Consider the following 25,272-nt stretch of genomic DNA (forward strand, 5'->3'; position numbering starts at 1 on the left):
AAGTCCGGCCGCACCAAAATCGTCTCGAAGTGAAACCGGAGAACCCATGGCAAACCTCCATCCGTTTGCCATCTTGAATCAGAAAAACACCGTTCCGGAAAGCCCCTATATGAGTCCCACTCACAGAGACTTGGTATTAGTTGGAATTCCAAGCCGCAAACATTGATCGATAGTAAAATCGATGAGAAAGGATTTAATAAAGCTGCAACTAATGTCGCTAATTCGATCCTTAGAGACGCCATTGACGTAGAATTGGATTTCTTCGAAGTGTCGAAATCCTCTATTCGTGTAATGTGGAATGTTCTTGAACAGCGAAAGAATTTCCACCGCCTTCTCTCGCCCTAAGCGCTTTCCCCGACGATTGGCGGACGAGCCTAGCCCTACTTCGTCGCACTCAGATGCGGCGATCAAGATGGCAATCGCTTTTTCCTCTTCACCCTGCCTTTGCAAGTAGCCGAGGTGGTTGAATGCATTAATTAGCGCGGTATGCAACGCCTGATCCTGTTGGGAAGGTGACCGCCACAGCATGAACGGATCAAGATAGAGTGGAATATCCTCGTCCAAAAACGGGATAGGGAAATCCAGCTCCGACTGTGAGAGAAGAATTCCGTAGTAATCGGTAAGCCGCGGTCGGATAAGCAAATTCGAACACCTAATGACGTCCCGATACGTTGACCAAACCTAGGGACATTGCGGATCGATGCAATCGAAAACCCGCCACGAACTCTGCAAAGTTGTGAAAATCAAAAAATACTGGCGGCGCAACTCGAATGACACAGGCAAGAGAAAATTCTGTCGCAGAATGAGCGTGATTTCGTAAGTCATGCTCCGCGTCGCGATTAATTCTAAGCGTTAGAGCACGCTAGGATTAGGGTCTCATTTGGGTTGAATGCGAGATCTGGAATCGCCCATCCCCCGGCGACCGCAACCGTCAACCGTGGTATAGCCGCTTCCGCTGGTGGTGAGCGTGACGGGGTCGTGAGCAGAGCGGCGTGCAACTATGAGCGACGACAATCAAGAACATGTCTGCGAGGGCGTCACCAGGGACCGCCTCGACCTGCGCGACCTGATGCACGGGGGCAGCCTTCGCGAGTTGCCGACGCATTCTTCGAGATTGGGTCGTTGTTAAAGCACGCTAGAAGAGCCAATCATCACCGAATAACACCTAACACAAATGGGCCTAAGTTGTCCTTCTTACCTCCCCGGTGATCAAATCTAACTGCTCGTTCAGCCAAGATTGGCGCTCACGCTCATGTCCGTGCCACCACGTCCCGATTTCTTCCATATTGACGGCAGGAATGACCGGCTTTTCTAAGTTTTCGAATTGGTTGAATTGTGGTGTCGGAACCACTCCGCCAAGTGCACAATCATAGAGAATGCTGGACCCGATAGCGGTCGCAATCCTGATAACAACACGTTGCGCATCCGCAATTTCGTCGAGTGACAAGCCAAGCCGGTCCAGAGGTTCAATATCGCGTGAAATCGCGTCAGCAGCATGGCCAATATATTTGTTTCGATAAGTGCGCAACTTGCGCAATATCGGCAAGTCGAACCACGCATCGACGTTCACGAACACTTCTTCGTGGATGAGATCTGTTCGTGTTCTATTCTCGGCTACAATGCCTGAAAGCTTGTCGAAGGCATTGTGCACTCTCTCCGACATGCCCCAGGCGTCTGGCCCTCTAGTAGCGACCCATCTCGCCTTGCCGCGCTCTTTGGGAGCCAGACTTTCAAAATACGCTTGTCCAGCCGCAGCATAATCATATGGTAGACCATCGTATGCCACGAAATTTTCGCGCGTTAGTAGGCGGCGATGTTCTCTGATATCGTCGAGCAAACGCCGCAGTGAAATAACGCCTTTCTTAGGATCATTGTTTGATCTATCGGTGATTTTGCAGAGGTCGAGAACCTGGGTTGATACATACCCACGATCCACAAGCTCGCCGAACATGCCGTTGACTGCAGCAGTGGGTTCATTTGCGGACGCAAAGCGGCGTGCTTCATTAAGTGAGCGGTACGCCGCATCATTCCACATTATCGCGTGAATTTGGCCCCAGATATTGTGGTGGACATCGCGTTCGAGCCAGCTTTTCCATTCTGAACGTTTTGCTCGAAACTCAGTGAGCAACGCTTTATCGCTGACGCTGCACTGATCAACTTCATACTGATACTCTTTATTCGCTGGTCGCATTCTTGCCTCCGCGGCCCCTCGCCGAATTCTTGCTTCCCGCTATGGTTAAACCATCCGCCAATAAGGCGCGCAATGATTAGGGGCCGAGGATTGAAGGTAGACATGGATCAAGCAAGATGGCCAGTGGGCGCGGCCGCCTACCGTGCTATAGTCGCTTTTGCCGGTGGTGGGCGCGACGGGGTCGTAAGCGGAGGGGCAGACGACCATGAGCGACGACAACCAAGAACGGGTCTATGAGGGCGTCACCAAGGACCCTCTCGACCTCCGCGACCTGATGTACGAAGGCAGCCTGAGCGAGCTGCCGTTCGAGATCGACAACCGCAGCCGGGTACCCATCGTGCTCGACCAGGGCAAGGAGGGAGCCTGCACCGGCTTCGGCCTCGCCGCCGTGGTCAACTTCCTGTTCTACAACCGGTCCGATATCGACGACACGCGGCGCCAGGAGCTGCGCAAGAAGAACAACGGCGTCAGCGCGCGCATGCTCTACGAGATGGCCAAGCGCTACGACGAATGGGAGGGCGAGAACTACAGCGGCTCGAGCATCCGCGGCGCGATGAAGGGCTGGCTGCGGCACGGCGTCTGCTCGTGGGGCGGGTGGCCCTACGACGAGCGCGATCCCGGGCGGCTGACCCCCGAGCGCCAGTTCGCGGCGTTGCGCCGACCGCTCGGCGCCTATCTGCGGGTCCGCCACCTCCACCTCAACCAGATGCACAGCGCGCTCAACGAGGCCGGCATCCTCTATGCCAGCGCGTCGGTCCACGAGGGCTGGCGCCAGGTCGACCCCGAGAGCGGGCGGATTCCCTATCGCAAGCGCCTGATCGGCGGCCATGCCTTCGCCATCGTCGGCTACGACGAGACCGGGTTCTGGGTGCAGAATTCGTGGGGCCCGAAATGGGGACTGAAGGGGTTCTGCCATATTGACTACGACGACTGGCTGGAGAACGGTTACGATTGCTGGGTCGCCCGGCTCGGCGTGCCGACCGCGAGCCTGGCCATGGAAGCCGGCGCGGTCGACAGCCGGATCGCCGAGTTCGATTATATCCCCCACGAATCGGTGGTGCTCAGCACGATCCGGCCGCACTTCGTCAATCTCGGCAATGACGGCGCGTTTTCGGCGACCGGGATTTACGCCACCGAGGCGGCGGACGTCGACAACGTCGTGCTCGCCGGTTTCAAGACGGCGGCGGAGGGCTGGGGCCGGCGGGCGCGGCTGCTGCTCTATGCCCATGGCGGGTTGAACGACGAAAAGGCGTCGGCGTCGCGCATCGCCAGCCTGCTGCCCTATTTCCTCGCCAACAAGATCTATCCGATCCATTTCATGTGGGAATCGGGGCTCGTCGATTCGATCCGCGGCATCGTCCAGGACGCCTTCCGCCGCGGCCGCTTCGAAGGCTGGCGCGACGACTTCAAGGACCGCTTTCAGGATTTGGTCGACGAAGCGGTGGAACTGGGCGCGCGCGGCCTGGGCCGCCCGGTGTGGAGCCAGATGAAGCAGAACGCGGCCGCCGCCGCGGCCCCCGATGGCGGAGCTCGAGTCACCGCCGAGCGCCTCAAGGCCTGCCTCGACGGCCTCGACCCGGCGCCCGAGCTCCACCTCGTCGGCCACAGCGCGGGCAGCATCTTCCATGGCCATCTGGTGCCCGCGCTGGCGGCGCTCGGCATCCCGATCAAGAGCCTCACCTTCTATGCCCCGGCCTGCACCACCCAACTGTTCAGGGACAAGGTCCTGCCGCATCGCGGGTCGATCGAGCGGCTGACCCTGTTCAACCTGACCGACAAATCGGAACGGGGCGACAGCGTCGGACCGGTCTACAACAAGAGCCTGCTCTATCTGGTCTCGGAAGCCTTCGAAACCGAGCGCAAGACGCCGCTGCTCGGCATGGAGGCGTTCCTGACCAAGGACCGGGCGATCAAGCGCGTGCTCGGCGGGCGCGTGTTCGAGAACGAGAAGGCGGTTGCCTATTCCGTGGGCGACGCCGACACGATCGCCGTGGCCGCGCAGAGCACCACCCACGGCGGCTTCGACAACGACGAGGATACCTTGAACGCGACCCTGCGCATCGTCAGCGGCAAGAGCCGCCTCGACCGCAAGTTTTAGGCGCCGTCCCGGTTTCAGTCCTCGGCGCGGGTGCACCAGGCGCGCCAGGCCGTACGCACGGCGCCCTCGAAACGGCGCGCGAAGCCGGGCCCGGCGGTCAACGGAGAGCGGTCGAGCCGTTCGCGCATGGTACGGCGCAGCTCGGCGAGCCTTTCCGGCGCGGCGGCCAACTCCGCCGCCCGGCGGGCCAGATCGGGGCCGTCCCGGCACACCAGCTCCGGCAAACCGGCGGCGGTGAGGATCGAGGCGCCGACCCGCGACACATGCGCCGCGCCGGCAACGGTCAGCACCGGCACCCCCATCCACAACGCTTCGCAGGTCGTCGTGGTGCCGTTGTAGGGCGTCGGGTCGAGGGCGATATCGATGTCGCCGTAGGCGGCCAGATGGGTCCGCGGCTCGTCGCCGCCGGCACGCAGGTCGAGCCGCTCCGCGTCGATCCCATGATCGGCGAAACGCGCGATCAAAGACCGGCGCACCTCGGGCGCCTTGAGGAAGCCGAATTTCACCACCAGGCGCGCCGCGGGCACCGCGCCCAGCACCGCCGACCACAGCGCGATGGTGGTCTCGCTCAGCTTCATCGTGTTGTTGAACGAGCCGAAGGTGGGAGAACCGGCGGCGGCCATCGCCGGCGGCGCGATCGGCGGCGCGTCGGCGCGCGGGCGGTAGCAGAGGAAACAGGGCTCGAGCCGCAGCAGGGTCTCGCTATGCCACGCCTCTGTGGCACCGGGCGGGTCGGCGACGGCGTCGGTCAGCCGGTAGTCCATCGTCGTCAGCCCGGTGGTCGCCGGATAGCCGAGATAGGCGATCTGTACCGGCGCCGCGCGCGCGGCGAAGACCAGGGCGCGGTTGCCCACGGTCCGCCCCGACAGATCGACCAGCACGTCGATGCCGAGGCCGCGGATCAGTTCGACGATTTCGGCATCGGCGGCCCCGGCGATGTTGTGCCAACCATCGGCCAACGCCTGGAGGCGGCGCGTGGTCTCGTCGCCACCGGTGCCGGAATCGAAGCAGGTGATCTCGATTGCCGCGCCATCATGGGCCTCGAGCAACGGCTCGAGGAAGTAGGTCACCGAGTGGGTGCGCAGATCGGCGGAGACCAGGCCGACCTTGAGCCGGCGGTCCGGGTCGGGCGGGTTGGCGAATGGCGGCGCCGCGGCGGCGTATCGGTCGGCATGACGCCGGGCCCAGGCCCGGTGAGCGTCGGCGACGTCCCGCGGCGTCGCCCGGTCGTCATAGAGCAGCGCCATGTTGGCGTTGGATTCGGCGACCGAATCCCGCGGTTGCAACGTTGCCGCGCGGCCGAAGGCGTCGATCGCCAGGGCGATGTTGCCGCGGTTCAGCTCCACCATGCCGAGACCGCGATAGGCGGCGGCGTCGCGGGGATCGATCGCGACCAGCTTGCGCAGCGTCCGCTCGGCCTCGTCGAGGCGCTGAAGTTGCCGCAGGGTCTTGGCATGTATGTGGAGCAGGTCGCGGTCGTCCGGCGCCGCCGCGCGCGCGCGATCGAGTACTCGCTCGGCATCGTCGAACCGCCCGGAGACGATCAGGGCGCGGGCGTAATCGGCCTGCACGTCGGGCGCGGCGGGAGCCCGGGCGGCGGCCTTCTCGGCGCGAGCCAGGCCGTCCGCGACGGCGCCGGTCTCGGCCAACAGGCGGCCGGTCCGCGCTTCCAGGAACGGCGCGTCCGGTTCGCCATCGAGGGCGCCCTGGTAACAGCGAAGGGCAGCGGTCTTGGCACTATTCTGCAAAAAAATATCGGCGGCCTGACGGCATACGCCCGCGTCCTCGGGATCGACGCCGACCGCCGCTTCGCACGCCGCGACGGCTTGCTCCGATCGGCCGGCCGCGCTCAGGCATCCGGCGTACATCAGCCAGGCGTTCGTGTTCCTGGGCTCGATCGCCAGCGCCCGCTCCAGGGGATGCAACGCCTCCTCGGGACGATTCTCGGCGCGGGCCACGACACCGAGCAGATAGAGCACCGTCACATTGTTGGGATGGTCGCGAAACAGATCGCGCAGGAGTTCCTCGGCCTCGCCCCAGGCGGCTCGGCGCAGGCGCTCATGGACGCCGCCCAGGCGTTGCTGCAAATCGTTCACCGCCCCGGGTCCGGCGTTGCCGCGCAATTGGCGTGCCACATGCCGCGATAGGCCGCCTCCAGCCGGCGGGTGAACCCGGCGCCGTCGAGCAACGGCGAAGCCTGCAGGTCCGGGCGCAGTCCGCGGCGCAACTCATGGCGACGGCGGCGGTCATCGGCGAGCGCGACCGCGGTCTCGACATAGGAGTCCGTCGAAGCGGCGGCCAGGTCGGCGAGCCCGGCGGCCGCGAGCAACGACGCGCCGACCCGAGCGACGTGCGAATCGCCGACCCTGCTGACGACCGGAACCCCCATCCACAGCGCCTCGCAGGTCGTCGTCGTGCCGCAATAGGGAAACGTGTCGAGGGCGATATCGACCTCGGCGTAGGTCTCTAGATGGGCGCCGAACCCGGCGACCGGGGGGCGAATGATGAGCCTGTCCGGCGGCACGCCGGCGGCGGCGAGGCGGTCGACCAGGCGGGCCCGGACGGCATCGTCGGCGAGGCCGAGCGTCTTCAACAACAAGCGGCTGTCGCCGGACTCGCCCAGAATCCGGGCCCAGGCGGCAAGCGCCGCGTCGCTCAACTTGGCGATGTTGTTGAACGAACCGAAGGTGACATAACCGTTCGCCGCGTCGGGTGCGGCGGCGACCGCGGGGCTGTCGGCGTCCGGCCCATAGCACAGGAAGCAATGGGGGAGCCGCACCAGGCGCTCGCTATAGAGGCCGTCGGCGCCGGGCGGGTCGGCCACGGCATCGGTCACGCGGTAATCGACGGTCGTCAGGCCGGTTGTGTCGGGATAGCCGAGATAGGTGACCTGGACCGGCGCCGGCCGGCGCGCCAGAACATCGAGGCGTCCACCGCCGGTGTGGCCGGCGAGATCGACCAGCACATCGATCCGTAGATCCCGAACCAGCGCCGCGCAATCGTCATCGGTCATCCCGGCCACCGAGTGCCACGACGCGCAATACCCACGCAGGCGTTCGGAAACTTTGTCAGGCCGCAGGACCATCGACAACACCACCGGTTCGATCGCGTCGCGGTCGTGATGGCGCAGGATCGGCTCGATGAAATAGCCGACCGAGTGGCGCCGTAGATCGGCCGACAGGTAGCCGATGCGGAGGCGGCGGTCGGGGTCGCGGCCCGCCCCCCCGCGCGCGGGCAGGGTGGCGACCGATGCCTCCACCCGTCGCCCCCAATCGAGATGGGCCGCGGCAATCGTGGCCGGCGTGAGATCGGGAGCATAGTGCAGCGCAAGCAGGCGGTTGCGTGCCGCCGAACCGACCGGATCGATCTTGCGCCCGGCGTCGAATTCGCGCAGCGCGTCGCCGACGCGCCCCTGACCGAGCAAGGCGAGTCCGAGGCGGCCGCGGATCTCGGCATCGTCCGGTCGCAGGTCCGCCGCATAGGAGAGATTATCCACGGCCTCGGTGAACCGGTTCTGGGCGCGCAGGATCTTGGCCGCATTCATCCGCACGCCGATCCTATCGGGGAACAGCGCAACCGCCCGGCGGGCTAACGCCAGGGCGGCTTCGGTGTCGGACAAGATCGATCGGGCCTCGGCCAGGGCCAGAATGGTGTTGGCATTGTCGGGGGCCTTCGCCGCCGCGTCTTCGAGCACCGGGATCGCTGCCTCGGCGTTGCCCGTTTGCACCAATGCAACGCCGTAGCGCGTCGCGATGGGCGGCGACGCCTCCCCGGCGGCGATGGCGCGGCGATAGAGTATTGCCGCGCCGGCCATGTCCTGTCCGTCAAAGCAGATGTCGCCACGTCTCGACAACGCCTCGCCGTTGTCGGGATCGATGTCGAGGACGGCGGCATAGAGCGCGTTCGCCGCCGAGCCGTCGCCCGCGCGCTGGCGGCTGCCGGCGAGGAGATTGAGAATGTGAACATCGCCCGGGCTGAGGGCACGGGCCGCTTCGAGATGGTCGATCGCTTCGTCGAGCCGACCCGCGGCGCGGGCGGCGACGCCGAGCAGGTAGGGAAAGGTGGCGTCGCCCGGGTGCTCCGAGGCCAACGCACGGAAACGTGCCGCCGCCTCGTCGAGGCGACCCGCCTGCAACAAACGCTGCGCCTCTTTCAGCCGCTCGGCCGTCTCCGCCATGGGTGCTGTTGTAAGGGAAAAACCGCGACTGCCGCAATATGGCGGGCGGCGCGCAACCTCGACGGATCCGCCGATGACATTGGGTTCAAATCGCCGGACTTTGTATTATATGGTGCGAGGACTCGCCCGGCGCCTGCCTCTCCCGGATATAGGATTCGCATGGAATACCGACCGCTTGGACGTTCCGATATCGTGGTCAGCGCGATCTGTCTGGGGACGATGACCTGGGGCGAGCAGAACGACCAGGCGGCGGCCCATCGTCAGTTGGACCTTGCCCTCGACTGCGGCGTCAATTTCATCGATACGGCGGAGATGTATCCGTTTCCGGCCCGCGCCGAAACCCAGGGCCGCACCGAGGCCTACCTGGGGTCATGGTTGAAATCGAGCGGCAAACGCGACCAGGTCATCGTGGCAACCAAGGTCACCGGGCGCGCGACGCACCTTCCCTGGCTCGGCAGAGGCGAGACGCGTCTCGACCGCCGCCAGATCGAGGCCGCCATCGACGCCAGCCTGCGCCGTCTCGGCATCGATCATATCGACCTCTATCAGCTCCACTGGCCCGACAGGTCGACCAATTTCTTCGGCCGACTGTCCTACGATTCCTATGACGAGGACGACTCGATCCCGGTTCACGAGACCCTATCCGCGCTCGCCGATCTGGCTCAGGCCGGGAAGATACGCGCCATCGGACTGTCCAACGAAACGCCGTGGGGGGCGATGCATTTTCTGCATCTCGCCGAAACCCGGGGCCTGCCGCGTCCGGTCACGATCCAAAATCCCTATAGCCTGCTCAACCGCACCTTCGAGATCGGACTGGCCGAGGTGGCGTGGCGCGGATCCTGCGGCCTGATGGCCTATTCGGCCCTCGGCATGGGCGTGCTGTCGGGCAAACACATCGACGGCAACGCGCCGCCGGGCGCGCGGCTGACCCTGTTTCCCCAGTTCAAGCGCTACGTCACGCCGAAGGGTCGGACGGCGACCGCGGCCTATGCCGCGCTCGCCCGGGCCCAGGGTCTCGATCCGGCGCAGATGGCGTTGGCGTTCGTTCATTCGCGGCCGTTCGTGACCAGCACCATCATCGGCGCCACCACCGAGGCGCAACTTGCGGCGAACATCGACAGCATCGGGATCAAGCTATCCGACGAAACGCTGGCGGCGATCGAGGAGATTCACGCCGACGATCCGTCGCCCTGTCCGTGACCACACAGGGGAAGCTGAAATGATACGGCTTTTCGTCGGCCTCGATCTTCCCGCCGACGTCCGCCAGCGCCTGACCGCGTTGAACGGCGGGATTCCCGGCGCGCGCTGGATCACGCCCGTCAACTACCACCTCACCATCCGCTTCATCGGCGAGGTCGACGAAGCCCGCGCCGAGGAGATCGACGACGCGCTCGCCACCGTGCGGGCGTCCGAATTCGACCTCCGCCTCGACGGCGTCGGCGTGTTCGGCCACGGACGCAAGATCCACACCTTGTGGGCCGGGACCGAGAGTGAGGCACCGCTGTCGACGCTGCACGACAAGGTTGATCGGGCGCTGATCCGCATCGGCGTGGCGCCCGACCGGCGCAAATTCATGCCCCATATAACGCTGGCCCGCCTCAAATCGGCCCACACGTCCCGGGTCGAGGAGTACCGGGCGGCCCATGCGCTGTTCGCGACCGAGCCCTTCGCCGTCGATCATTTCGTGCTGTTCTCCAGCCTGCTGTCGAAGAGCGGAGCGATCTATCGCGGCGAAGCGACCTATCCGCTCGACGCGGATTAATCCGGCGTCGCATCGGAGTTTCAGATTCGAAAATCCGAATTAAGTTGATTCGGTAGCCGGCGTGAATTCGGCGTCGGTTCTAGTGCGGGCGAGCCTGGACGATATAGCCGACAATGGTCTTTTCGCCCAATGCCTTACTTGCCTCGAGGCGATGAAACCCCTCGATAAGCACATACCTCTCGCGGTCCCGACGAACCATGATCGGGGTCAATTGACCGTTTTCCAACATGCTTTCGGCGATCTCGTCTACAACCTTCATGTCGAGCGTCTTCCGCCGTTTGACCGGGACATAGATCTCGTCGATCTTGAAGGTCTCATTCTTCATGGCCGGTCTGTCCAAGCACCTTTGCCGTTCCGGGGTACGCCCATACAATCGAACGCCAGTTATACGATACCTAGTCCAGCGGAGGGTAGCCGGTATCTAACCCAGGAAACTAGCCAGGATGCGTTCGACCGCGGCGCCCAATGGCGTGATAGTTGGGTCATGCGCCTTTCGGTGATTTCCCACCTTACGACAATAGAGGATGGAGACATCGCCATTGATGCGACTCTGAAGACCTGAAAACGTATCGGTAGACAGGACTTCAAGAAGTGAGCAATGGCGCCAGACGGTGATGTGAGACTGTCTGAGTTTGTCTTCAGGTCCTATGTTTTGATGGTCAGGATCGCCGATCTCGTGGAGGCCATAGGCGCTGGTACGCGTATCCGCGAGCCTTTGAAACTGATACGCTCGCCGGGCCACTATCAGGCCGCTATGAGCTTCAATGATCGCATGCGGCCCGGCGTCCAAAGAGGCAATTGACCGACCACACTCAAGCCAACGAAAGGAACGTCCAATATTCATTCGCATTGGCTTCGAATTCGCCGTCGACTGTCCGAAACCGACACCTATGCTCCTGGCGTTGTACCCCCACCCTTCGAACGATCGTCGGATGATCGGATTGGATCATATTCGGACGGAGCCCGAGACCACCATCGAGGAATATACGGACATGTTCGGAAACCGATGCGCTCGTCTCCAGGCGCCGCCCGGGGCAACGACGCTTTGGTCCGACTGCATCGTGGAGGATACCGGCGAGCCGGATGAATTCAATTGGAACGCGCGTCAGCACGAGATCGTGGATCTTCCGGTCGAGACGCTGGCGTATCTGACGGCCAGCCGGTATTGCGAAAGCGATGAGTTCATCGCGAAAGCCTGGGAAATGTTCGGCACCACGCCACCCGGATGGGCCCGGGCTCAGGCAATATCTAACTGGGTGCACAATCACGTCATCTTCGGGTATCGGTTCGGCCGGCCAACGAAGACCGCGGTTGACGTGTTTCGGGAGGGTACGGGCGTATGTCGCGATTTCGCTCATTTGTTCATCGCCTTATGCCGCGCGATGAACATTCCGGCGCGGTACGCGAGCGGCTATCTCAGCGATATCGGCGCGAAAGCGGAAGGCGCCGGCGATTTCTGCGCGTGGAGCGAGGTCTACCTGGAAGGGCGATGGTACGCCTTCGATCCCCGACACAATACGCCGCGTATCGGACGCATCCTCATGGTGCGCGGACGCGATGCCGCCAACGTGGCGATGATAACGGCTTTCGGCGATTACCTGTTGACGCAATTAAAGGTCTGGACCGAGAAGGTCGGTGAATCCGTATCGGAGAGCGAGCTCATCGAAGCCCTGCAAACTCGTCCGGCCACCGAGGCATTGGTCCTCGACCAGTCTTCCGGCCGGTTGCACATGTGACCTTTTCGGAGGCGCCGCGGTGATTTTCGCCGCCAATGGCTGCCCGTCGTCCCGTGCGCGCCGCGTCTCGTCGAGCGGGATCGGCCGAGCGATGCTCCATTCTCTTTCAGTGATGGCCTATTGCATGTTGGGGACTCGTTATCGGAACCTGGGTCGCACGGCCATCGAAGAGATCGCGCGCGATCGACGAATGTCGAGACGGCAAGTGTAGGCGAACGACTGGGTTCAGGTTGAAGACAATTCCCGTGACCCGGATGTATTTTGAAGCCAAGCGATTTTGTAGTATTGCGGTTTTGATCCTCAGGGAGAGAGGATGCGGCGCGCGAACGCCGCCCGACTCCGACGCTACCGGGACACCCGTGCGGCGACCTCTCCTTTGGGCAATCTCTTTTGCGAGGTCGCCATGAAACCGTCGCTGCCGGTTCGTATCTCGACGATTATTCCATGCTTCAACGGTGCTGCCGATTTGCCCGGCGCCGTTCGATCGATCATCGATCAAGATGTCGCCGAGATGGAAATCATCGTCGTCGATGACGGCTCCACCGATGATAGCGAAGAAATCGCGCGCGGCCTGCAGGCGATCCATAGCCAGGTTGTATTCCTGCGCCAGGACAATTGTGGCCCGGCGAGTGCGCGCAATACAGGGTTACGCGCGGCGCGCGGTGAGTATGTGTGCTTTCTCGATTGCGACGACGAATACGCCCCCGAGTTCTTTGGCCCGGCGATCGATGCGCTGGACAAGGAGCCACATATCGGGGCGCTGACTTGCGGTATCGAATTCGTCGGCCTGTCGAGACCATGTGAACCCGAGCAGTACGAAGTCATTGTCAATAGTCTGCCGAGCAACTTCATCGCCCGGCGCGCGGTCGTGGAGGTGATTGGCGGTTTCCCCGAACACGACGCATTCCGCCACAGCGTGGCCGGCGAAGATGCCATATTTCGGCTTGCCCTGCGGAAATGGTTCGTTCTGGCCGGTACCGACGGAAAGTTCCTGCGACACACGGTGCGGCCGACCGGACATATCCATCTGTTCCTCGACCGGTCGATTGTCAGCGATGATGGGCTTTCCTTTCGCGCCTACACCGAAGAGGAATCGACGGGCGCGATCGCGCGCGCGAAGCGGGCCTATTTCCAAGATATCGAAGAGCGGCTCCGCGCCGGCGCCATCGCCCGTTAGATCGGCGCCAACGGACCCACGGCACGGACATGATTGGGGTCGCGGCCTAGCCGACGAACCGCGCCAGAATGCGCTCGACGGCAGCCGCGTAACCGCCGCCGAACAGGCGGGTGTGAACCAGCAACGGATAGAGGTTGTAGATATCGCGGCGCTCCTCGAAGAAGCCGGGGGCGAGCGGCCGGTGCTCGCCGTAGCGGTCGAAGAAGGCGCGCCCGAAGGTCGAGAACAGGGTCGAGAAGGCGAGCTCGATCTCGGGATCGGCGTGGTAGATCGCCGGGTCGACGAAAGTGGCGATGCGGCCGTCGCGAACCAACACGTTGCCGCCCCACATGTCGCCATGGATCAGGCTCGCCGCCCCCGGCTGCGGAATCCACTCGCCGAGGCGGGCGCACAATCGTTCGAGACGGGCAAACGCCGCCGGCGACAGCCGGCCGCTGTCGAGCGCGAGCCGACCCATGGAGAGCAGGCGGTGGTCGCGGAAGAAGTCGACCCAGTTCCGGGTCCAAGGATTGGGCTGGGCCAGGGAACCGATCAGCGTATCGCGCTCGTGCCCGAAGCGGTCGCCGGTGATGTCGTGGAGGGCGGCCAGCAGGTCTGCGGCGTGGGCCTCGGCGGCGGCGTCGAGCGGTCCGTTGGTGGCGACGTATTCGAGGATCAGAAAATCGGCCTCGGCGTAAAGGATCTCCGGCACCGGCAGCGCGCTATGCGCGGCCAAGTAGCGCAGCATATAGGCCTCGGTTTCGAGGTCGCCTCCCATCTTGGCGACCACCGGGTCGCCGGTGGCGAAGTCCAGACGGCGGATGTCGGCGATGCAACCGCCGGACAGAGCGTGGGCCGAAACCGGCCGCCGGCCGAGCGCCGCCTCGACCCGGTCGGCCTTGGTATCATCGATCATAGCCGGCGGCGGATCGCCGCCAACAATCCGTCGACGCCCTGTTCGATCATGTCGAGCGCGCGGTGAAAGTCCGCGTCGGACCCGTAATAGGGATCGGGAACATCGAAGCCTTTTGCCCCTTCGGTAAAATCCATCAACAGGTGAATCCGGTCCTCGCGCCCCGGCGGGCAGATCGCGGCGAGCTGTTCATGGTGGCCGCGATCGAGGGCAACGACGAAGTCGAACTCTTCGAAGTCCCGCGGCGTTACCCGCCGCGCCCGCTGCGCCGACAAATCGTGCCCGCGTTGACGGGCCACGGCCTGAGCCCGCCGGTCGGGGGGATCGCCGACATGGTAGCCATGGGTTCCCGCCGAATCGGCATCCACCGGGCGGTCGAGACCGGCCTCCGCGACGGCACTGCGGAGCGCGCCCTCGGCCATTGGCGAACGGCAGATATTCCCGGTGCAGACGAACAGGACTCGCATCGCATTGGCCTCCATGCTGGTGCGGTGGCTATATTAAGACCGATGAACGAGGACCCATTCAACCGTGGTGGCGGTTCGAGCGCCATCGTCATTCTTACCGGGGCCGGTGTATCGAAGGAATCCGGCCTCGATACCTTTCGCGATGCCGACGGAATCTGGTCGAAGGTGCGGATCGAGGATGTCGCCACGCCCGAAGCCTTCGTCCGCGATCCGGACCGGGTCCAGGCGTTTTACAACGAACGGCGGCGCGGCCTGTTCGCGGACAATGTGCGGCCCAACGCCGCCCATCAGGCGCTCGCTCGGCTCGAGCAGTCCTGGCCCGGCGACGTTCTCGTGGTGACCCAGAATATCGACCACCTGCACGAACTGGCCGGCACCCGCAACCTCATCCACATGCACGGCGAACTCGGCAAGGCACGTTGCCTGAGTTGCGGCAACGTCGCCGATTGGCAGGAGGACCTCGACACCACGACGTCGTGTTCGACCTGCGGCGAATTGGGCAATCTGCGCCCCCATGTGGTGTGGTTCGGCGAGATGCCGTTCGACATGGACCGCATCTATGAGGCGCTGTCGGGCTGCGGCCTGTTCATGTCGATCGGCACCTCGGGCAACGTTTATCCGGCCGCGGGCTTCGTCGAGGAAGCCCGGCGTGGCGGTCGCGCCCATACCGTCGAACTCAATCTGGAACCGTCGGAAGGCCACTCATTGTTCGCCGAGCGACGCTACGGCGCGGCGACCGACATCGTCCCCGCCTACGTCGACGAAGTGCTGGCAAAAGGATGGTAACGCCACGCCTCGACGCCCTGCTGGCGGAGGTGCGGGCGTGCCGCATCTGCGCCGCTCACCTGCCGCTCGGTCCACGCCCGGTCCTGCGTATGACCGCGAAGGCGCGGATTCTGATCGTCGGCCAGGCGCCCGGCACCCGGGTCCATGAATCGGGCATCCCGTGGAACGACAAGAGCGGCGACCGGCTGCGCGAGTGGATGGCGGTCGACGGCGAGACCTTCTACGACGAAGCGCGGGTCGCCATCATGCCGATGGGCTTCTGCTATCCTGGCGTGTTGCCGAAAGGCGGCGACAAGCCGCCGCGCCCCGAGTGCGCGCCGACCTGGCACCAGGCCCTGCTCGGACATCTGCCGAATCTGTCGCTGACCATTCTCGCCGGGCAATACGCGCAGGGTTACCACCTTGGCGCAACGCGCAAGAAGACGCTGACCGAGACCGTCCGCGCCTGGCGCGACTACGGCCCCGACGTCATTCCCGTGCCCCATCCGAGCTGGCGCACCGGCGGCTGGCAGAAACGGAACCCGTGGTTCGACGACGAGGTCCTGCCCGAACTGCGAAGGCGTATCCGGCAGCTGGTCTAGGCGCCGGGCTCGGCTCCCCGTTTCAGCAGCCTGGGCGCCGCGCTAACAGCGGCCGATCAACGACGCCGCCCGGCCTCGCACAGCCGCGCCGTCGCCCGGATCGGGTGAATCGAGGCCAACCCCCTCATTAAACACAGTTTTCAAGCTCGGCACTGCGATCCAACGCGTCGCGTTCACCCTTGAGGTGGGCGATCTCGGGTTCGACATCGTGTCCGTTCATCGACCCGAGAGGAAGCGCCAAGAAAATGACCCCCGCGATGTCGTCTGATCTGGCCTTTTCCTGCTTTTCCGTGGCGCTCACCAAGGCCGCGTCGACGCGCGCGCGCTCGGCCGAAATCTGCTCGCATGTCAGGTCCTGATATTGCGCCTCGCTGACGAACTCGGGCGCAATATCCTCCGGGCTCGCCGCGCACCCCGCGATCAGCGCGACGCCAAGAAGCAACGCCGCCGCCCGCCATGGCGCCCGAGCCCGATCCAACAAGTCCGTCCGCGTGTTGTCGTCGAGATAAAGATGCCGGTTCACTGTTTCCTCCCCAAATGCCAGTCACGATGAATTTCAAGGTCGATCGTCGGCAAGAAATTAGTCTCATCGAACGGAAAGACAAAAGTTGTTCAACGATGGCGGGTAATGCGATGCGCCGGTGCACCGGCGGCCGGTCGCGGCTCGATGGTGGTCGAACCAATCCATGGTCCGGCCCGCCGCAGCGCCCGATGAGCCGGCTATCGCGGCCTCAGGCCTCGTCCTCGATGGCTTCCATATCGGCGTCGGAAAAGCCGAAATGATGGCCGAGCTCGTGGACCAGGACGTGGCGGATGATATCCTCCAGCGCGTCGCCGCATTCGGCCCAATAGTCGAGGATCGGCCGCCGATAGAGAAAAATTTGATCGACGTCTTGGGGTGTCGAGAGCGTGCTTTTCTGGTCGATCGATACGCCGCGGTAGAGGCCGAGCAGCTCGAACGGCGACTCGAGATTCATCTCGCGCTCGGTTTCTTCGTCGGGAAAGTCGGCGACGCGGATGGCGACGCCCTCGACCTCGCGGCGAAACGTTTCCGGGATCGAGGCGAACGCGGTTTCGGCGATCGCCGCGAGTTCGTCGAGGCTGGGCGCGTTCGACCAGGCATTGGCGGGGCGGCGTTTCTTCATGGCGGAAATCTAAACCACCCGGCGCCCGGCGGCGAGAAATTGCCATCCTGGCGCCGCGGCGGCGCTCATTGCTTGACGGCGGTGGCCAGCGTCAATGTCATCGGGATGGCCACCCCGTCGCCGTCGCCGTCGGCGAAGGCCTCGAAACCGCTGACCGCGGCCGCCCGAATGGCGGCGCCGGCGGGCGCCGGCTGGGCCCGCAAGGCGGTGCCGACGATGATCCCCTGGACCAGGTATTCGAAAACTTCGGCCGCCGACGGCGCACGCCAGACCCGATCGACGTCCCGTATCGACGGTTCCGAGAAGCCCGCCTCGGCAAGCACCCGCCGGCATTCGTCGTGGTCGCCGAAGCGAAAATACCGGCGCCGCGGCGACGGCGCCGAATCGGCGATACCGTGGCGCTCGAGCGCCTCAATCGGTACGCCGTAGCCGAGCGCGCGTTCGGGCGCCGCCCAGACCGTGAAACCGATTCTGCCGCCGCTTGCGAGGACGCGGTGGGCTTCGCCGAGCGCCGCTTCCGGCGAGGCGAAATGGAGCACGCCCAAATTGATGATCACCGCGTCGAAGCTGTTGTCGCCGAAGGGTAAGGATTCGGCGCTGCCGACTTCGAACCGGATATCGGGGCAGGCGCGCCGGGCCGCGGCGATACTGGACGGCGACAGATCAATACCGGCGACCGTCGCTCCGCGGCTGACGGCGGCGTCGGCGGCGGGTGCCGCTGCGCCGCAGGCGACATCGAGGACGCGGATACCAGGGGCCGCGCCGGTCTCGTCGAGCATGGGCTCGATGGCGGCGCGCATAACGGCGGTGAATCCAATATCGGCCATGCGGCAGGCTAGGACAATAGGCGCGGCGGGGCGGCAGTCTTTACCCGAGCCGCCTTGATCTCGCCGGTGCGGCTTGTCACTGTGGCGGCGCGACAACCGCATGAGGCACACCCATGGTCGATAAACTGCAGGGCACGGCCCGGACGACGGCCCTCGCCGAACTCGACGGTTGGACCGAGGCCGAGGGACGGGACGCGATCGCCAAATCCTCTACCTTCAAGAACTTCAACGCTGCCTTCGGGTTCATGACCCGGGTCGCGTTGTTCGCGGAAAAACAGGACCACCACCCGGAATGGTTCAACGTCTACAACCGGGTCGACATCACCCTCAGCACCCACGACGCCGGCGGGCTGAGCGAACGCGATATCAAGCTCGCCAAGGCGATCGACCGCGTCGCCGGATGACGGCCGGCCGATGAAAATCACCCGCGCCGATCTCGACCAAGCGGCCCGGGACGGCATCATCGCCACCGAACAAGTGACGCCGTTGTGGGAGGCATTGAGCCGCCACCGCGCCGCCGATGCGGCCGAGTCGCGGTTCGACGTCCCCAACGTCGCCTACTATCTCGGCGCGGTGCTGGTCATCGTCGCCATGTTCCTGTTCATGACGCTGGCCTGGCGCGAATATGGCGGCGGCTCGCTGCTGGTATTGGCGCTCGTCTATGGGGTCTGTTTCACCGCCGCCGGCGGGCGTTTCTGGCGCCGCGACGACACCCGCGTGGCCGGCGGGCTGCTGCTGACGCTCGCCGTATTCATGGTGCCGCTGGCGATCCTCGGCGTCCAATTCATGGCCGGGTTGTGGCCCGAGGGCCTGCGCCAGAGCGCGCCGGGCCCGACGTTGAACCGGCTGGTCATCGAAGCGGCGACCCTGGCCAGCGGGCTGGCGATGGCCCGCTTCGTCCGCTTCTCCTTCCTCGCCGTGCCGATCGTCGCGGCGGCGTGGCTGATCTCGGTCGACTTGGTAGGGTATATCCTCGGCCCCGACGGCGACACCGGCACCATCCAGCAGAGCGTCGCGGTCGTCTTCGGGCTGGCGACGCTCGCGGTGTCATGGATTCTCGACCACCGCACTCGCGAGGACTTCTCGTTCTGGGGCTATCTCGGCGGGCTGCTCAGTTTCTGGGTCGGCTTCGCCGGGCTGACCCTGTTCAACGGCGATGCCGGCGATGTGGTGCAGTTCCTGTTCGCCCTCGTCGGGGTGGCGTCGATCGGGCTGTCGGTCCTATTCGCGCGGCCGATCTTCGTCATCTTCGGCTCGCTGGCGGTCCTCGCCTGGCTGTTCCACGTCGCCTACGGGCTGTTCGAGGATTCGCTGATGTTCCCGGTCGTGCTCAGCCTGATCGGTATCGCCGTGCTGTGGCTCGGCGTCCGCTACCACCGCAGCCGGGCGCGCATCGAGGCCTGGCTCACGGCCCGCATCCCCGATTCCTGGCGCCGCCTGATCCCGCCGGCGCGGGAAGGCTAAGCGATCGGAGCCGGCCTAACCGAGCCTAACTCGGTTGCATGCGGATGGCACCGTCGAGGCGGATGACCTCGCCGTTGAGCATGACGTTCTCGACGATGTGCATGACCAGACGGGCATATTCCGACGGCGCGCCGAAGCGGCTCGGGAACGGCACCGTGGCGGCCAGGCTGTCGCGGATATTGTCGGGCAGGCCCATCAGCATCGGCGTGCCGATCAGGCCCGGCGCGATGGCCATGACGCGGATACCGTAGCGGGCGAGCTCGCGCGCCACCGGTAGCGTCAGGCTGACCACGCCGCCCTTGGACGAGGCGTAGGCGGCCTGGCCGACCTGGCCTTCATAGGCGGCGACCGACGCCGTCGAGACGATGACCCCGCGTTCGCCGTCGGCCAGCGGGTCGAGGGTCTGCATGCCGGCGGCCGCCAGCCGCATCATGTTGAAGGTGCCGATCAGGTTGACATTGATGACCCGGGCGTAATCGTCGAGCGGCATCGGGCCGTCGCGGCCGACGACCCGGGCCGCCGGGGCAATGCCGGCACAGTTGACCAGGATGCGGGCGCCGCCGTGGGCCTCCCGCGCCGCTGCGATTGCGGCCTCGGCGCTGGCCGCATCGGCGACGTCGCAGGCGACCGCGATGCCGCCGATTTCCTCGGCCACCGCAGCGGCGCCGTCGGTGTTGACGTCGAGCAGGGCGACCTTGGCTCCCGCCGCGGCGAGATGGCGCGCGGTCTCCGCCCCCATGCCGGAGCCGCCCCCGGTGACCAATGCCGCGTGTCCTTTCACATCCATAAGCCGTTCCTCCCGGTTCGAATTCCGCCCGGCATGGCCAAGCCGCATCGGGGGCGCGATCGTTCCCATCGGTTCGCCCCGGCGCCGAGCGGGCTAACCTCTAGCAAAAGCGCTTGCGTATTGCGACCGCCGCGTCGCGATCCCATATTTCAATTCATGCAGGTTCATCGACTGCCCATGGTTGTCCCTTCGGGACCACAGGCGGAAGAGCGCGTCCGCCGCGATTTCTGGCGGAAATTGCGCCGTGTTGCCGGCCGCATCCCGTTCGCCGAAGAGGCCGTGTCGGCCTATTTCTGCGCCGCCGATCCGCGAACGCCGCACCGCGTCCGGGTCGTTCTGATCGGCGCCCTGGCCTATTTCGTCGTGCCCGCCGACATGATCCCCGATTTCATCGCCGGTCTCGGCTTCACCGATGACGCGACCGTGATGATGGCCGCGGTGACCGCCATGGCACCCCATATCGCCGACCGCCACCGGCAACGCGCGCGCCGCTTCCTCGACCGCGCCTCGACTTAGGAGCCGCGCAAATGCCCACAGGCGTGAATGCCGATTTCAGCCGCCTCGCAATCGTCCACACCGCGCGCGCCGAATGGCAGCCGAGCCCGAGCCCGAGCGTTTGGCGCAAACGACTGGACCTGACCGGACCGTCGGAATCGAGCCGGGTGACGTCGGTCGTCCGCTACGACCGCGACAGCGCCTTCCCGTCCCACCCCCATCCCGACGGCGAGGAGATCCTGGTCCTCGACGGCGTGTTCTCGGACGAGCACGGCGACTATCCGGCCGGGACCTATCTGCTCAATCCCGAAGGCTTCGCCCACGCGCCGTTCTCGACGAAAGGCTGCGTGCTGTTCGTCAAGCTACAGCAATATCCGGGCACGGCGCGGCGCCAGATCAACATCGACACCACCACCGCCGAGTGGCGGCCCGCCGAGGGGCCGGGCGCCTATCGCCTGCCGCTCTACGGCGAGGACGGCTACCCCGAGACGATGCGCCTGTTCCGCCTCGACCCCGGCGCCGAGAGCCCACTCCACGACCACCCGGGCGGCGAGGAGATCTTCGTCGTCTCCGGCGACCTGCATGATGAACACGGGTCCTATGAAGCCGGCAGCTGGATCCGCTATCCCGCCGGCAGCAGCCATGCCGCGCGTTCGACCGGCGGCTGCACGCTCTACGTCAAGTCGGGACATCTGGGCGGCTGAAGCAAGCAGCTCGGGCGAGTCCTAACTTAGATAGATTTCCAGTATTATTGGATATTGCGCAACCAAGGGCTGAATGTTATTCAGCGCTCGCTCGCTGGATTTCAAAATTTATGTCGCTGCGTGAATTTCGCGGACATGATCATAGGGGTGGCCACAATGCACAAATTCCTTCTTGTCCTGGCTTTGCCACTTCTGCTGCTTACCGGAGGATGCGCGTCAATCGCCTCGGGTACGTCGCAGACGCTGTCCTTCGATTCAAACCCGCAAGGGGCCGATTGCACGCTGAAACGCGAGGAATTGGTTATTGGCCGGGTAAAGACGCCGTCGACCGTCGAGGTCAAGAAGACGAAGCACGATATTCAAGTCACCTGCTCGAAAGATGGTTACCATGACACATCTAACGTCATCGATTCCGAGATCGAGGGCGCAACATTCGGAAATCTCATTCTAGGCGGGGTCGTTGGCTGGGTGATCGATTCGTCGACCGGGGCGGACAACCATTACGATGAGCACCTAACGGTTACGTTGTTCCCGGTCGGAGACGTCAAAGAGGACGAACCAACCGATGGCGGCGAGTCACCTCCAATGGCCCAGAATGAGAAATTCGGCGTCGCCCTGGCCAGTTATCATGATGCAGAAGTCGCCTTGAAGTCTTGGGATTCGTATGTCGTGACATATCCCAAGCTCGCGATGGGGAGAGCGCAGGTTACACCCGTCGAAGGTGCGGGAGGCAGTTCCCTGTACCATCTCTACGGCGTTGGTCTCACGGAATCCGAATCGGATGCGATTTGCGCCGAGATGGAGGCAAGGGGAGATTATTGTCAGGCCGTACAGCTCTAGAAGAAATTGCGCCGATGCGCGCTAATTAGCGGCTGATTCCGCCTATTTCCAATAGCCGAAGCGTTTCAGGGTGCCGCGAAAGACGCCGCTGGCGGCGCGGTCGCCGACGGTGAGCGGGGCCGTCGGGTCGCGGCCGAGCACGATCTCGCGATGGGCGATGTACAAGCCCGCGGCGGCGATGATGCCGCCGCCGACCCAGGTCCAGACGTCGACGCTCTGGTCGAAGGCGACGTAGCCGATGGCGGCGACGAACGGCAACCGGGCATAGTCGAACGGCATGATCGCCGAAGCGTCGGCGGCGCGGAAGGATCGGGTCAGGCATTGGTGGGCCAAAGTCGCCAGGCCGCCGATCGCGGCGAGCCACAACAGCGTGGTCCACGACGGCATGGTCCAGACGAACAGCGCCGGCACCAGCGACATCGGGGTCAGGAACAGCACCACATAGGTGACCATGGCGCCGTCGCCTTCGGTGCGCGACAGCGTCTTGATCAGGATACCGGCGCCAGCCATGAATACCGATGCCATGAGCACGACAATGGCGGGCTCGCTGATCGCCGCCATGCCGGGACGAAGGATGACGAGGACCCCTAGAAAGCCGACGATGGTCGCCGTCCAGCGGCGCAAGTGGACGACCTCGCCGAGCAGCGGAATGGCCAGCACAGTGGTGAACAGTGGAGCCGTGAAATTGAGCGCCACCGCCTCCGCCATCGGCATGTTGGAAAGCGCCCAGAACCAGCACAGCATGCCGCCGAGCCCCATGACCGCGCGCAGCAGGTGCAGTCTGAGACGCCCGGTTCTCAACCCGGAAAGACCGCTGCGCAGCAACCACGGCATCATGAACATGAGCCCGAACAGGTTGCGGAAGAAGACGATGACGAAGGGATCCAGTTGCGCCGAAACGTGACGGATGATACCGGACATCAGCGCAAAGCCGAGGGCGGCCAGCAACATCCACAACGCACCGGCGATGAAGGACTCGGTCGACGACCGGGGTCCCGCGCCATCTTCCATTGTTCGCGGCATCCCGTTGTTGTAGACGACCACCGTAGCGGCGACCAGGATGGCATACGCATCGCTGCCACGCGCCGCACGCAGGCCCTTTCGCCGGCCGATGGGGTCGGCGTATAGATAGGACATTGCCGCCAGCGAGCGAGAGGAGAAGAACCGTGGACCAACCGCTTTGGCAGCCGTCCGACGAGCGCAAGCGCGGCACCAATCTGTGGGCCTTCATGCGCCAGGTCGAGGCCGAGAACGGCATCACCCTCGACGATTACGAGTCGCTGTGGGCGTGGTCGATCACCGAGATCGAGAAGTTCTGGCTCGCGGTCTGGGATTTCTGCGGCGTCATCGGCGACGGGCCGGGCGAGCGGGTGCTCGTCGACGGCGACAAGATGCCGGGGGCGCGATTTTTTCCCGACGCCCGGTTGAATTTCGCCGAGAACCTGCTGCGCCGCCGCGACGACGGCGCGGCGCTGATATTCTGGGGCGAGGACAAAGTGAAGCGCGAGCTCAGCTGGGCCGAGCTCTACGATGGGGTTTCGCGGTTGGCGCGCGCGCTCGACGAAATCGGCATTGCCCCCGGTGACCGCGTCGCCGGAATCGTCGCCAACATGCCCGAAACCATCATGGCGATGCTGGCGACGACTAGCCGCGGCGCCGTATGGTCGTCGTGCTCGCCCGATTTCGGCGTCCAGGGTGTGGTCGATCGCTTCGGCCAGATCGAGCCTCGGGTGTTGTTCTGCGTCGACGGCTACCACTACAACGGCAAGACCCACAGCGTGCTGACCAAGCTGCCGGAAATCCTGGCGCAGATGCCGTCCGTGGAGAAGGTCGTGGTAATTCCCTACACCGAAGCGGACCCGGACCTGTCGCGGATACCCAACGCCGTGACGCTCGACGCGTTCATCGCGGGACGCGAAGCCGGGGCCATCGACTTCGTTCGCGTCGGTTTCAACGACCCGCTCTATATCATGTTTTCCAGCGGCACCACGGGGGTGCCCAAATGTATCGTCCACGGCGTCGGCGGCTCGCTCATGCAGCACCTCAAGGAGCACCGGCTGCTGTGCGATATTCGGCGCGACGACCGCGTCTTCTACTTCACCACCTGCGGTTGGATGATGTGGAACTGGCTGGCCTCGGTGCTGGCCTCGGAGGCGACGCTGCTGCTCTACGACGGCTCGCCGTTCCATCCCGACGGCAATGTGCTTTACGATTTCGCCGACGCCACCGGCATGACTTTGTTCGGCACCGGCGCCAAATACATCGACGCCTGCAACAAGGCGGGCCTGCACCCGGCCGAGACCCACAAGCTCGACACCCTCCGGGTCATGACCTCGACCGGTTCGACGCTGGTGCCCGAGGGCTTCGATTACGTCTACCGGCACATCAAGGCGGACATTCATCTGGCGTCGATATCCGGCGGCACCGATATCCTCGCCTGCTTCGTCGGCGGCAACCCGATCGGCGCCGTGTGGCGCGGCGAGATTCAGGCGCGGGCGCTGGGCATGGCCGCCGACGTGTTCGACGAATCGGGGCGGCCGGTGCGCGGCGAGAAAGGCGAGCTGGTGTGTACCAAGCCGTTTCCGTCGATGCCGCTCGGTTTCTGGAACGACCCCGACGGCGCGCGCTACCATGACGCCTACTACGCCCGCTTTCCCAACGTTTGGTGCCACGGAGACTACGTCATGCTGACCGAGCACAACGGCATCGTCATCTTCGGCCGCTCGGACGCGACGCTCAACGCCGGCGGCGTGCGCATCGGCACGGCGGAGATCTACCGCCAGGTCGAGAAGCTCGACGAAATCCAGGAGAGCATCGTCATCGGTCAGGACTGGGACGACGACACCCGGGTCGTCTTGTTCGTCGTGGTCCGCGACGGGGGCGAGCTCGACGATGCGTTGATCCAGAAGATTCGTCAGACCATCCGCGCCAATACATCGCCGCGTCATGTGCCGGCGAAGATCGTTCAGGTCAACGATATCCCGCGCACCAAGAGCAACAAGATCGTCGAGCTGGCGGTGCGCGAAGTGGTCCATGGCCGACCGGTGAAGAACGTCGAAGCGCTGGCCAATCCGGTCGCGCTCGAGGAGTTCCGCGACCGGCCCGAATTGCAGACCTGACGGCTACCGCCCGAGTAGACGGTT

25 protein-coding genes are annotated in these 25,272 nt (G+C 64.4%); 13 read left to right on the forward strand and 12 right to left on the reverse strand.

The features are described 5' to 3' along the window. Positions 1–120: 120 nt before the first annotated feature. Both GY791_00755 and GY791_00760 read right to left on the reverse strand, forming a co-directional pair. Entirely contained in the window at positions 121–642 is a 522-nt protein-coding gene (locus GY791_00755; GenBank protein ID MCP4326953.1) for a hypothetical protein, read from the reverse strand. Positions 643–1,180: 538 nt separating this feature from the next. Next, on the reverse strand, positions 1,181–2,191 hold the full coding sequence (locus GY791_00760; protein ID MCP4326954.1) for a hypothetical protein: 1,011 nt from the start codon (positions 2,189–2,191) through the stop codon (positions 1,181–1,183). Between the two features lie 205 nt (positions 2,192–2,396). Between GY791_00760 and GY791_00765 the strand changes: the two genes are divergently transcribed. Next, on the forward strand, positions 2,397–4,289 hold the full coding sequence (locus GY791_00765; protein MCP4326955.1) for a C1 family peptidase: 1,893 nt from the start codon (positions 2,397–2,399) through the stop codon (positions 4,287–4,289). 14 nt (positions 4,290–4,303) lie between these two features. On the opposite strand, the gene GY791_00770 is transcribed toward GY791_00765, so the two are convergent. Then, entirely contained in the window at positions 4,304–6,385 is a 2,082-nt protein-coding gene (locus GY791_00770) for a tetratricopeptide repeat protein (GenBank protein ID MCP4326956.1), read from the reverse strand. After that, the gene (locus tag GY791_00775; GenBank protein ID MCP4326957.1) at positions 6,382–8,466 is read right to left on the reverse strand and encodes a tetratricopeptide repeat protein; all 2,085 of its coding nucleotides are present in this window, start codon (positions 8,464–8,466) and stop codon (positions 6,382–6,384) included. Before GY791_00775 ends, GY791_00770 begins: the two co-directional genes overlap by 4 nt. Positions 8,467–8,625: 159 nt before the next feature. Between GY791_00775 and GY791_00780 the strand changes: the two genes are divergently transcribed. After that, positions 8,626–9,666: an NADP(H)-dependent aldo-keto reductase gene (locus tag GY791_00780; protein ID MCP4326958.1), complete on the forward strand. Its 1,041-nt coding sequence runs from the start codon at positions 8,626–8,628 to the stop codon at positions 9,664–9,666. A gap of 19 nt (positions 9,667–9,685) precedes the next feature. Continuing rightward, positions 9,686–10,228, forward strand: coding sequence for an RNA 2',3'-cyclic phosphodiesterase (gene thpR, locus GY791_00785; GenBank protein MCP4326959.1), 543 nt, complete (start codon positions 9,686–9,688; stop codon positions 10,226–10,228). A gap of 79 nt (positions 10,229–10,307) precedes the next feature. Here thpR and GY791_00790 read toward each other — a convergent pair whose 3' ends face one another. Then, entirely contained in the window at positions 10,308–10,553 is a 246-nt protein-coding gene (locus GY791_00790; GenBank protein ID MCP4326960.1) for a ParB N-terminal domain-containing protein, read from the reverse strand. A gap of 511 nt (positions 10,554–11,064) precedes the next feature. Here GY791_00790 and GY791_00795 point away from each other — a divergent pair. Together GY791_00795 and GY791_00800 are read left to right on the forward strand one after the other, a co-directional pair. After that, entirely contained in the window at positions 11,065–11,964 is a 900-nt protein-coding gene (locus GY791_00795; GenBank protein MCP4326961.1) for a transglutaminase family protein, read from the forward strand. A 313-nt stretch (positions 11,965–12,277) separates the two neighbouring features. Next, positions 12,278–13,141, forward strand: coding sequence for a glycosyltransferase family 2 protein (locus tag GY791_00800; GenBank protein ID MCP4326962.1), 864 nt, complete (start codon positions 12,278–12,280; stop codon positions 13,139–13,141). Between the two features lie 46 nt (positions 13,142–13,187). On the opposite strand, the gene GY791_00805 is transcribed toward GY791_00800, so the two are convergent. Next, positions 13,188–14,036, reverse strand: a complete 849-nt coding sequence (locus tag GY791_00805; GenBank protein ID MCP4326963.1) for a fructosamine kinase family protein — start codon at positions 14,034–14,036, stop codon at positions 13,188–13,190. Next, positions 14,033–14,500: a low molecular weight phosphotyrosine protein phosphatase gene (locus GY791_00810; GenBank protein MCP4326964.1), complete on the reverse strand. Its 468-nt coding sequence runs from the start codon at positions 14,498–14,500 to the stop codon at positions 14,033–14,035. The genes GY791_00805 and GY791_00810 overlap by 4 nt, the downstream gene beginning before the upstream one ends. Before the next feature lie 42 nt (positions 14,501–14,542). Between GY791_00810 and cobB the strand changes: the two genes are divergently transcribed. Both cobB and GY791_00820 read left to right on the forward strand, forming a co-directional pair. Then, a complete protein-coding gene (cobB, locus tag GY791_00815) occupies positions 14,543–15,286 on the forward strand; it encodes an NAD-dependent protein deacylase (GenBank protein ID MCP4326965.1) in 744 nt (247 codons plus the stop codon). Next, complete coding sequence (locus GY791_00820; protein MCP4326966.1) at positions 15,280–15,867, forward strand: uracil-DNA glycosylase family protein; 588 nt, start codon at positions 15,280–15,282, stop codon at positions 15,865–15,867. The genes cobB and GY791_00820 overlap by 7 nt, the downstream gene beginning before the upstream one ends. A 127-nt stretch (positions 15,868–15,994) precedes the next feature. Here the strand turns inward: GY791_00820 and GY791_00825 are convergent, their stop codons facing one another. The 3 genes from GY791_00825 to GY791_00835 all read right to left on the reverse strand — a co-directional run bounded on the left by GY791_00825 (position 15,995) and on the right by GY791_00835 (position 17,839). Continuing rightward, positions 15,995–16,390 carry a hypothetical protein gene (locus tag GY791_00825; GenBank protein MCP4326967.1) on the reverse strand — a complete coding sequence of 132 codons (396 nt, stop codon included), beginning with the start codon at positions 16,388–16,390 and terminating at the stop codon, positions 15,995–15,997. 208 nt (positions 16,391–16,598) lie between these two features. Beyond that, entirely contained in the window at positions 16,599–17,012 is a 414-nt protein-coding gene (locus GY791_00830; GenBank protein ID MCP4326968.1) for a metallopeptidase family protein, read from the reverse strand. 65 nt (positions 17,013–17,077) lie between these two features. After that, positions 17,078–17,839 carry a methyltransferase domain-containing protein gene (locus GY791_00835; GenBank protein MCP4326969.1) on the reverse strand — a complete coding sequence of 254 codons (762 nt, stop codon included), beginning with the start codon at positions 17,837–17,839 and terminating at the stop codon, positions 17,078–17,080. Positions 17,840–17,952: 113 nt separating this feature from the next. Between GY791_00835 and GY791_00840 the strand changes: the two genes are divergently transcribed. Beyond that, on the forward strand, positions 17,953–18,243 hold the full coding sequence (locus tag GY791_00840) for a 4a-hydroxytetrahydrobiopterin dehydratase (protein MCP4326970.1): 291 nt from the start codon (positions 17,953–17,955) through the stop codon (positions 18,241–18,243). Positions 18,244–18,253: 10 nt separating this feature from the next. Beyond that, the gene (locus tag GY791_00845) at positions 18,254–19,303 is read left to right on the forward strand and encodes a DUF2157 domain-containing protein (GenBank protein MCP4326971.1); all 1,050 of its coding nucleotides are present in this window, start codon (positions 18,254–18,256) and stop codon (positions 19,301–19,303) included. 25 nt (positions 19,304–19,328) lie between these two features. Here GY791_00845 and GY791_00850 read toward each other — a convergent pair whose 3' ends face one another. Beyond that, on the reverse strand, positions 19,329–20,090 hold the full coding sequence (locus GY791_00850; protein ID MCP4326972.1) for an SDR family NAD(P)-dependent oxidoreductase: 762 nt from the start codon (positions 20,088–20,090) through the stop codon (positions 19,329–19,331). Positions 20,091–20,267: 177 nt separating this feature from the next. On the opposite strand from GY791_00850, the gene GY791_00855 reads away from it, so the two are divergent. The 3 genes from GY791_00855 to GY791_00865 all read left to right on the forward strand — a co-directional run bounded on the left by GY791_00855 (position 20,268) and on the right by GY791_00865 (position 22,129). Further along, a complete protein-coding gene (locus tag GY791_00855) occupies positions 20,268–20,606 on the forward strand; it encodes a DUF1232 domain-containing protein (protein MCP4326973.1) in 339 nt (112 codons plus the stop codon). A gap of 11 nt (positions 20,607–20,617) precedes the next feature. Then, entirely contained in the window at positions 20,618–21,289 is a 672-nt protein-coding gene (locus tag GY791_00860; GenBank protein ID MCP4326974.1) for a cupin domain-containing protein, read from the forward strand. A gap of 135 nt (positions 21,290–21,424) precedes the next feature. Further along, the gene (locus tag GY791_00865; GenBank protein MCP4326975.1) at positions 21,425–22,129 is read left to right on the forward strand and encodes a PEGA domain-containing protein; all 705 of its coding nucleotides are present in this window, start codon (positions 21,425–21,427) and stop codon (positions 22,127–22,129) included. A gap of 42 nt (positions 22,130–22,171) precedes the next feature. On the opposite strand, the gene GY791_00870 is transcribed toward GY791_00865, so the two are convergent. Beyond that, on the reverse strand, positions 22,172–23,266 hold the full coding sequence (locus GY791_00870; GenBank protein ID MCP4326976.1) for a DMT family transporter: 1,095 nt from the start codon (positions 23,264–23,266) through the stop codon (positions 22,172–22,174). A 29-nt stretch (positions 23,267–23,295) separates the two neighbouring features. On the opposite strand from GY791_00870, the gene GY791_00875 reads away from it, so the two are divergent. Continuing rightward, positions 23,296–25,248 (forward strand): acetoacetate--CoA ligase, encoded by a 1,953-nt coding sequence (locus tag GY791_00875; GenBank protein ID MCP4326977.1) that lies wholly within the window; start codon positions 23,296–23,298, stop codon positions 25,246–25,248. Positions 25,249–25,272 lie beyond the last annotated feature (24 nt).

The organism is Alphaproteobacteria bacterium (assembly GCA_024244705.1).
In the GTDB taxonomy this organism is placed as follows: Bacteria; Pseudomonadota; Alphaproteobacteria; order JAAEOK01; family JAAEOK01; genus JAAEOK01.

Bases quoted from the DNA above. Each gene is read 5' to 3' on its own strand.
- GY791_00760 (MCP4326954.1), bottom strand. From the start codon at position 2,191: ATGCGACCAGCGAATAAAGAGTATCAGTATGAAGTTGATCAGTGCAGC.
- GY791_00765 (MCP4326955.1), top strand. From the start codon at position 2,397: ATGAGCGACGACAACCAAGAACGGGTCTATGAGGGCGTCACCAAGGAC.
- GY791_00775 (MCP4326957.1), bottom strand. From the start codon at position 8,466: ATGGCGGAGACGGCCGAGCGGCTGAAAGAGGCGCAGCGTTTGTTGCAG.
- GY791_00780 (MCP4326958.1), top strand. From the start codon at position 8,626: ATGGAATACCGACCGCTTGGACGTTCCGATATCGTGGTCAGCGCGATC.
- thpR (MCP4326959.1), top strand. From the start codon at position 9,686: ATGATACGGCTTTTCGTCGGCCTCGATCTTCCCGCCGACGTCCGCCAG.
- GY791_00790 (MCP4326960.1), bottom strand. From the start codon at position 10,553: ATGAAGAATGAGACCTTCAAGATCGACGAGATCTATGTCCCGGTCAAA.
- GY791_00800 (MCP4326962.1), top strand. From the start codon at position 12,278: ATGCGGCGCGCGAACGCCGCCCGACTCCGACGCTACCGGGACACCCGT.
- GY791_00805 (MCP4326963.1), bottom strand. From the start codon at position 14,036: ATGATCGATGATACCAAGGCCGACCGGGTCGAGGCGGCGCTCGGCCGG.
- GY791_00810 (MCP4326964.1), bottom strand. From the start codon at position 14,500: ATGCGAGTCCTGTTCGTCTGCACCGGGAATATCTGCCGTTCGCCAATG.
- cobB (MCP4326965.1), top strand. From the start codon at position 14,543: ATGAACGAGGACCCATTCAACCGTGGTGGCGGTTCGAGCGCCATCGTC.
- GY791_00820 (MCP4326966.1), top strand. From the start codon at position 15,280: ATGGTAACGCCACGCCTCGACGCCCTGCTGGCGGAGGTGCGGGCGTGC.
- GY791_00830 (MCP4326968.1), bottom strand. From the start codon at position 17,012: ATGAAGAAACGCCGCCCCGCCAATGCCTGGTCGAACGCGCCCAGCCTC.
- GY791_00835 (MCP4326969.1), bottom strand. From the start codon at position 17,839: ATGGCCGATATTGGATTCACCGCCGTTATGCGCGCCGCCATCGAGCCC.
- GY791_00840 (MCP4326970.1), top strand. From the start codon at position 17,953: ATGGTCGATAAACTGCAGGGCACGGCCCGGACGACGGCCCTCGCCGAA.
- GY791_00845 (MCP4326971.1), top strand. From the start codon at position 18,254: ATGAAAATCACCCGCGCCGATCTCGACCAAGCGGCCCGGGACGGCATC.
- GY791_00850 (MCP4326972.1), bottom strand. From the start codon at position 20,090: ATGGATGTGAAAGGACACGCGGCATTGGTCACCGGGGGCGGCTCCGGC.
- GY791_00855 (MCP4326973.1), top strand. From the start codon at position 20,268: ATGGTTGTCCCTTCGGGACCACAGGCGGAAGAGCGCGTCCGCCGCGAT.
- GY791_00860 (MCP4326974.1), top strand. From the start codon at position 20,618: ATGCCCACAGGCGTGAATGCCGATTTCAGCCGCCTCGCAATCGTCCAC.
- GY791_00865 (MCP4326975.1), top strand. From the start codon at position 21,425: ATGATCATAGGGGTGGCCACAATGCACAAATTCCTTCTTGTCCTGGCT.
- GY791_00870 (MCP4326976.1), bottom strand. From the start codon at position 23,266: ATGTCCTATCTATACGCCGACCCCATCGGCCGGCGAAAGGGCCTGCGT.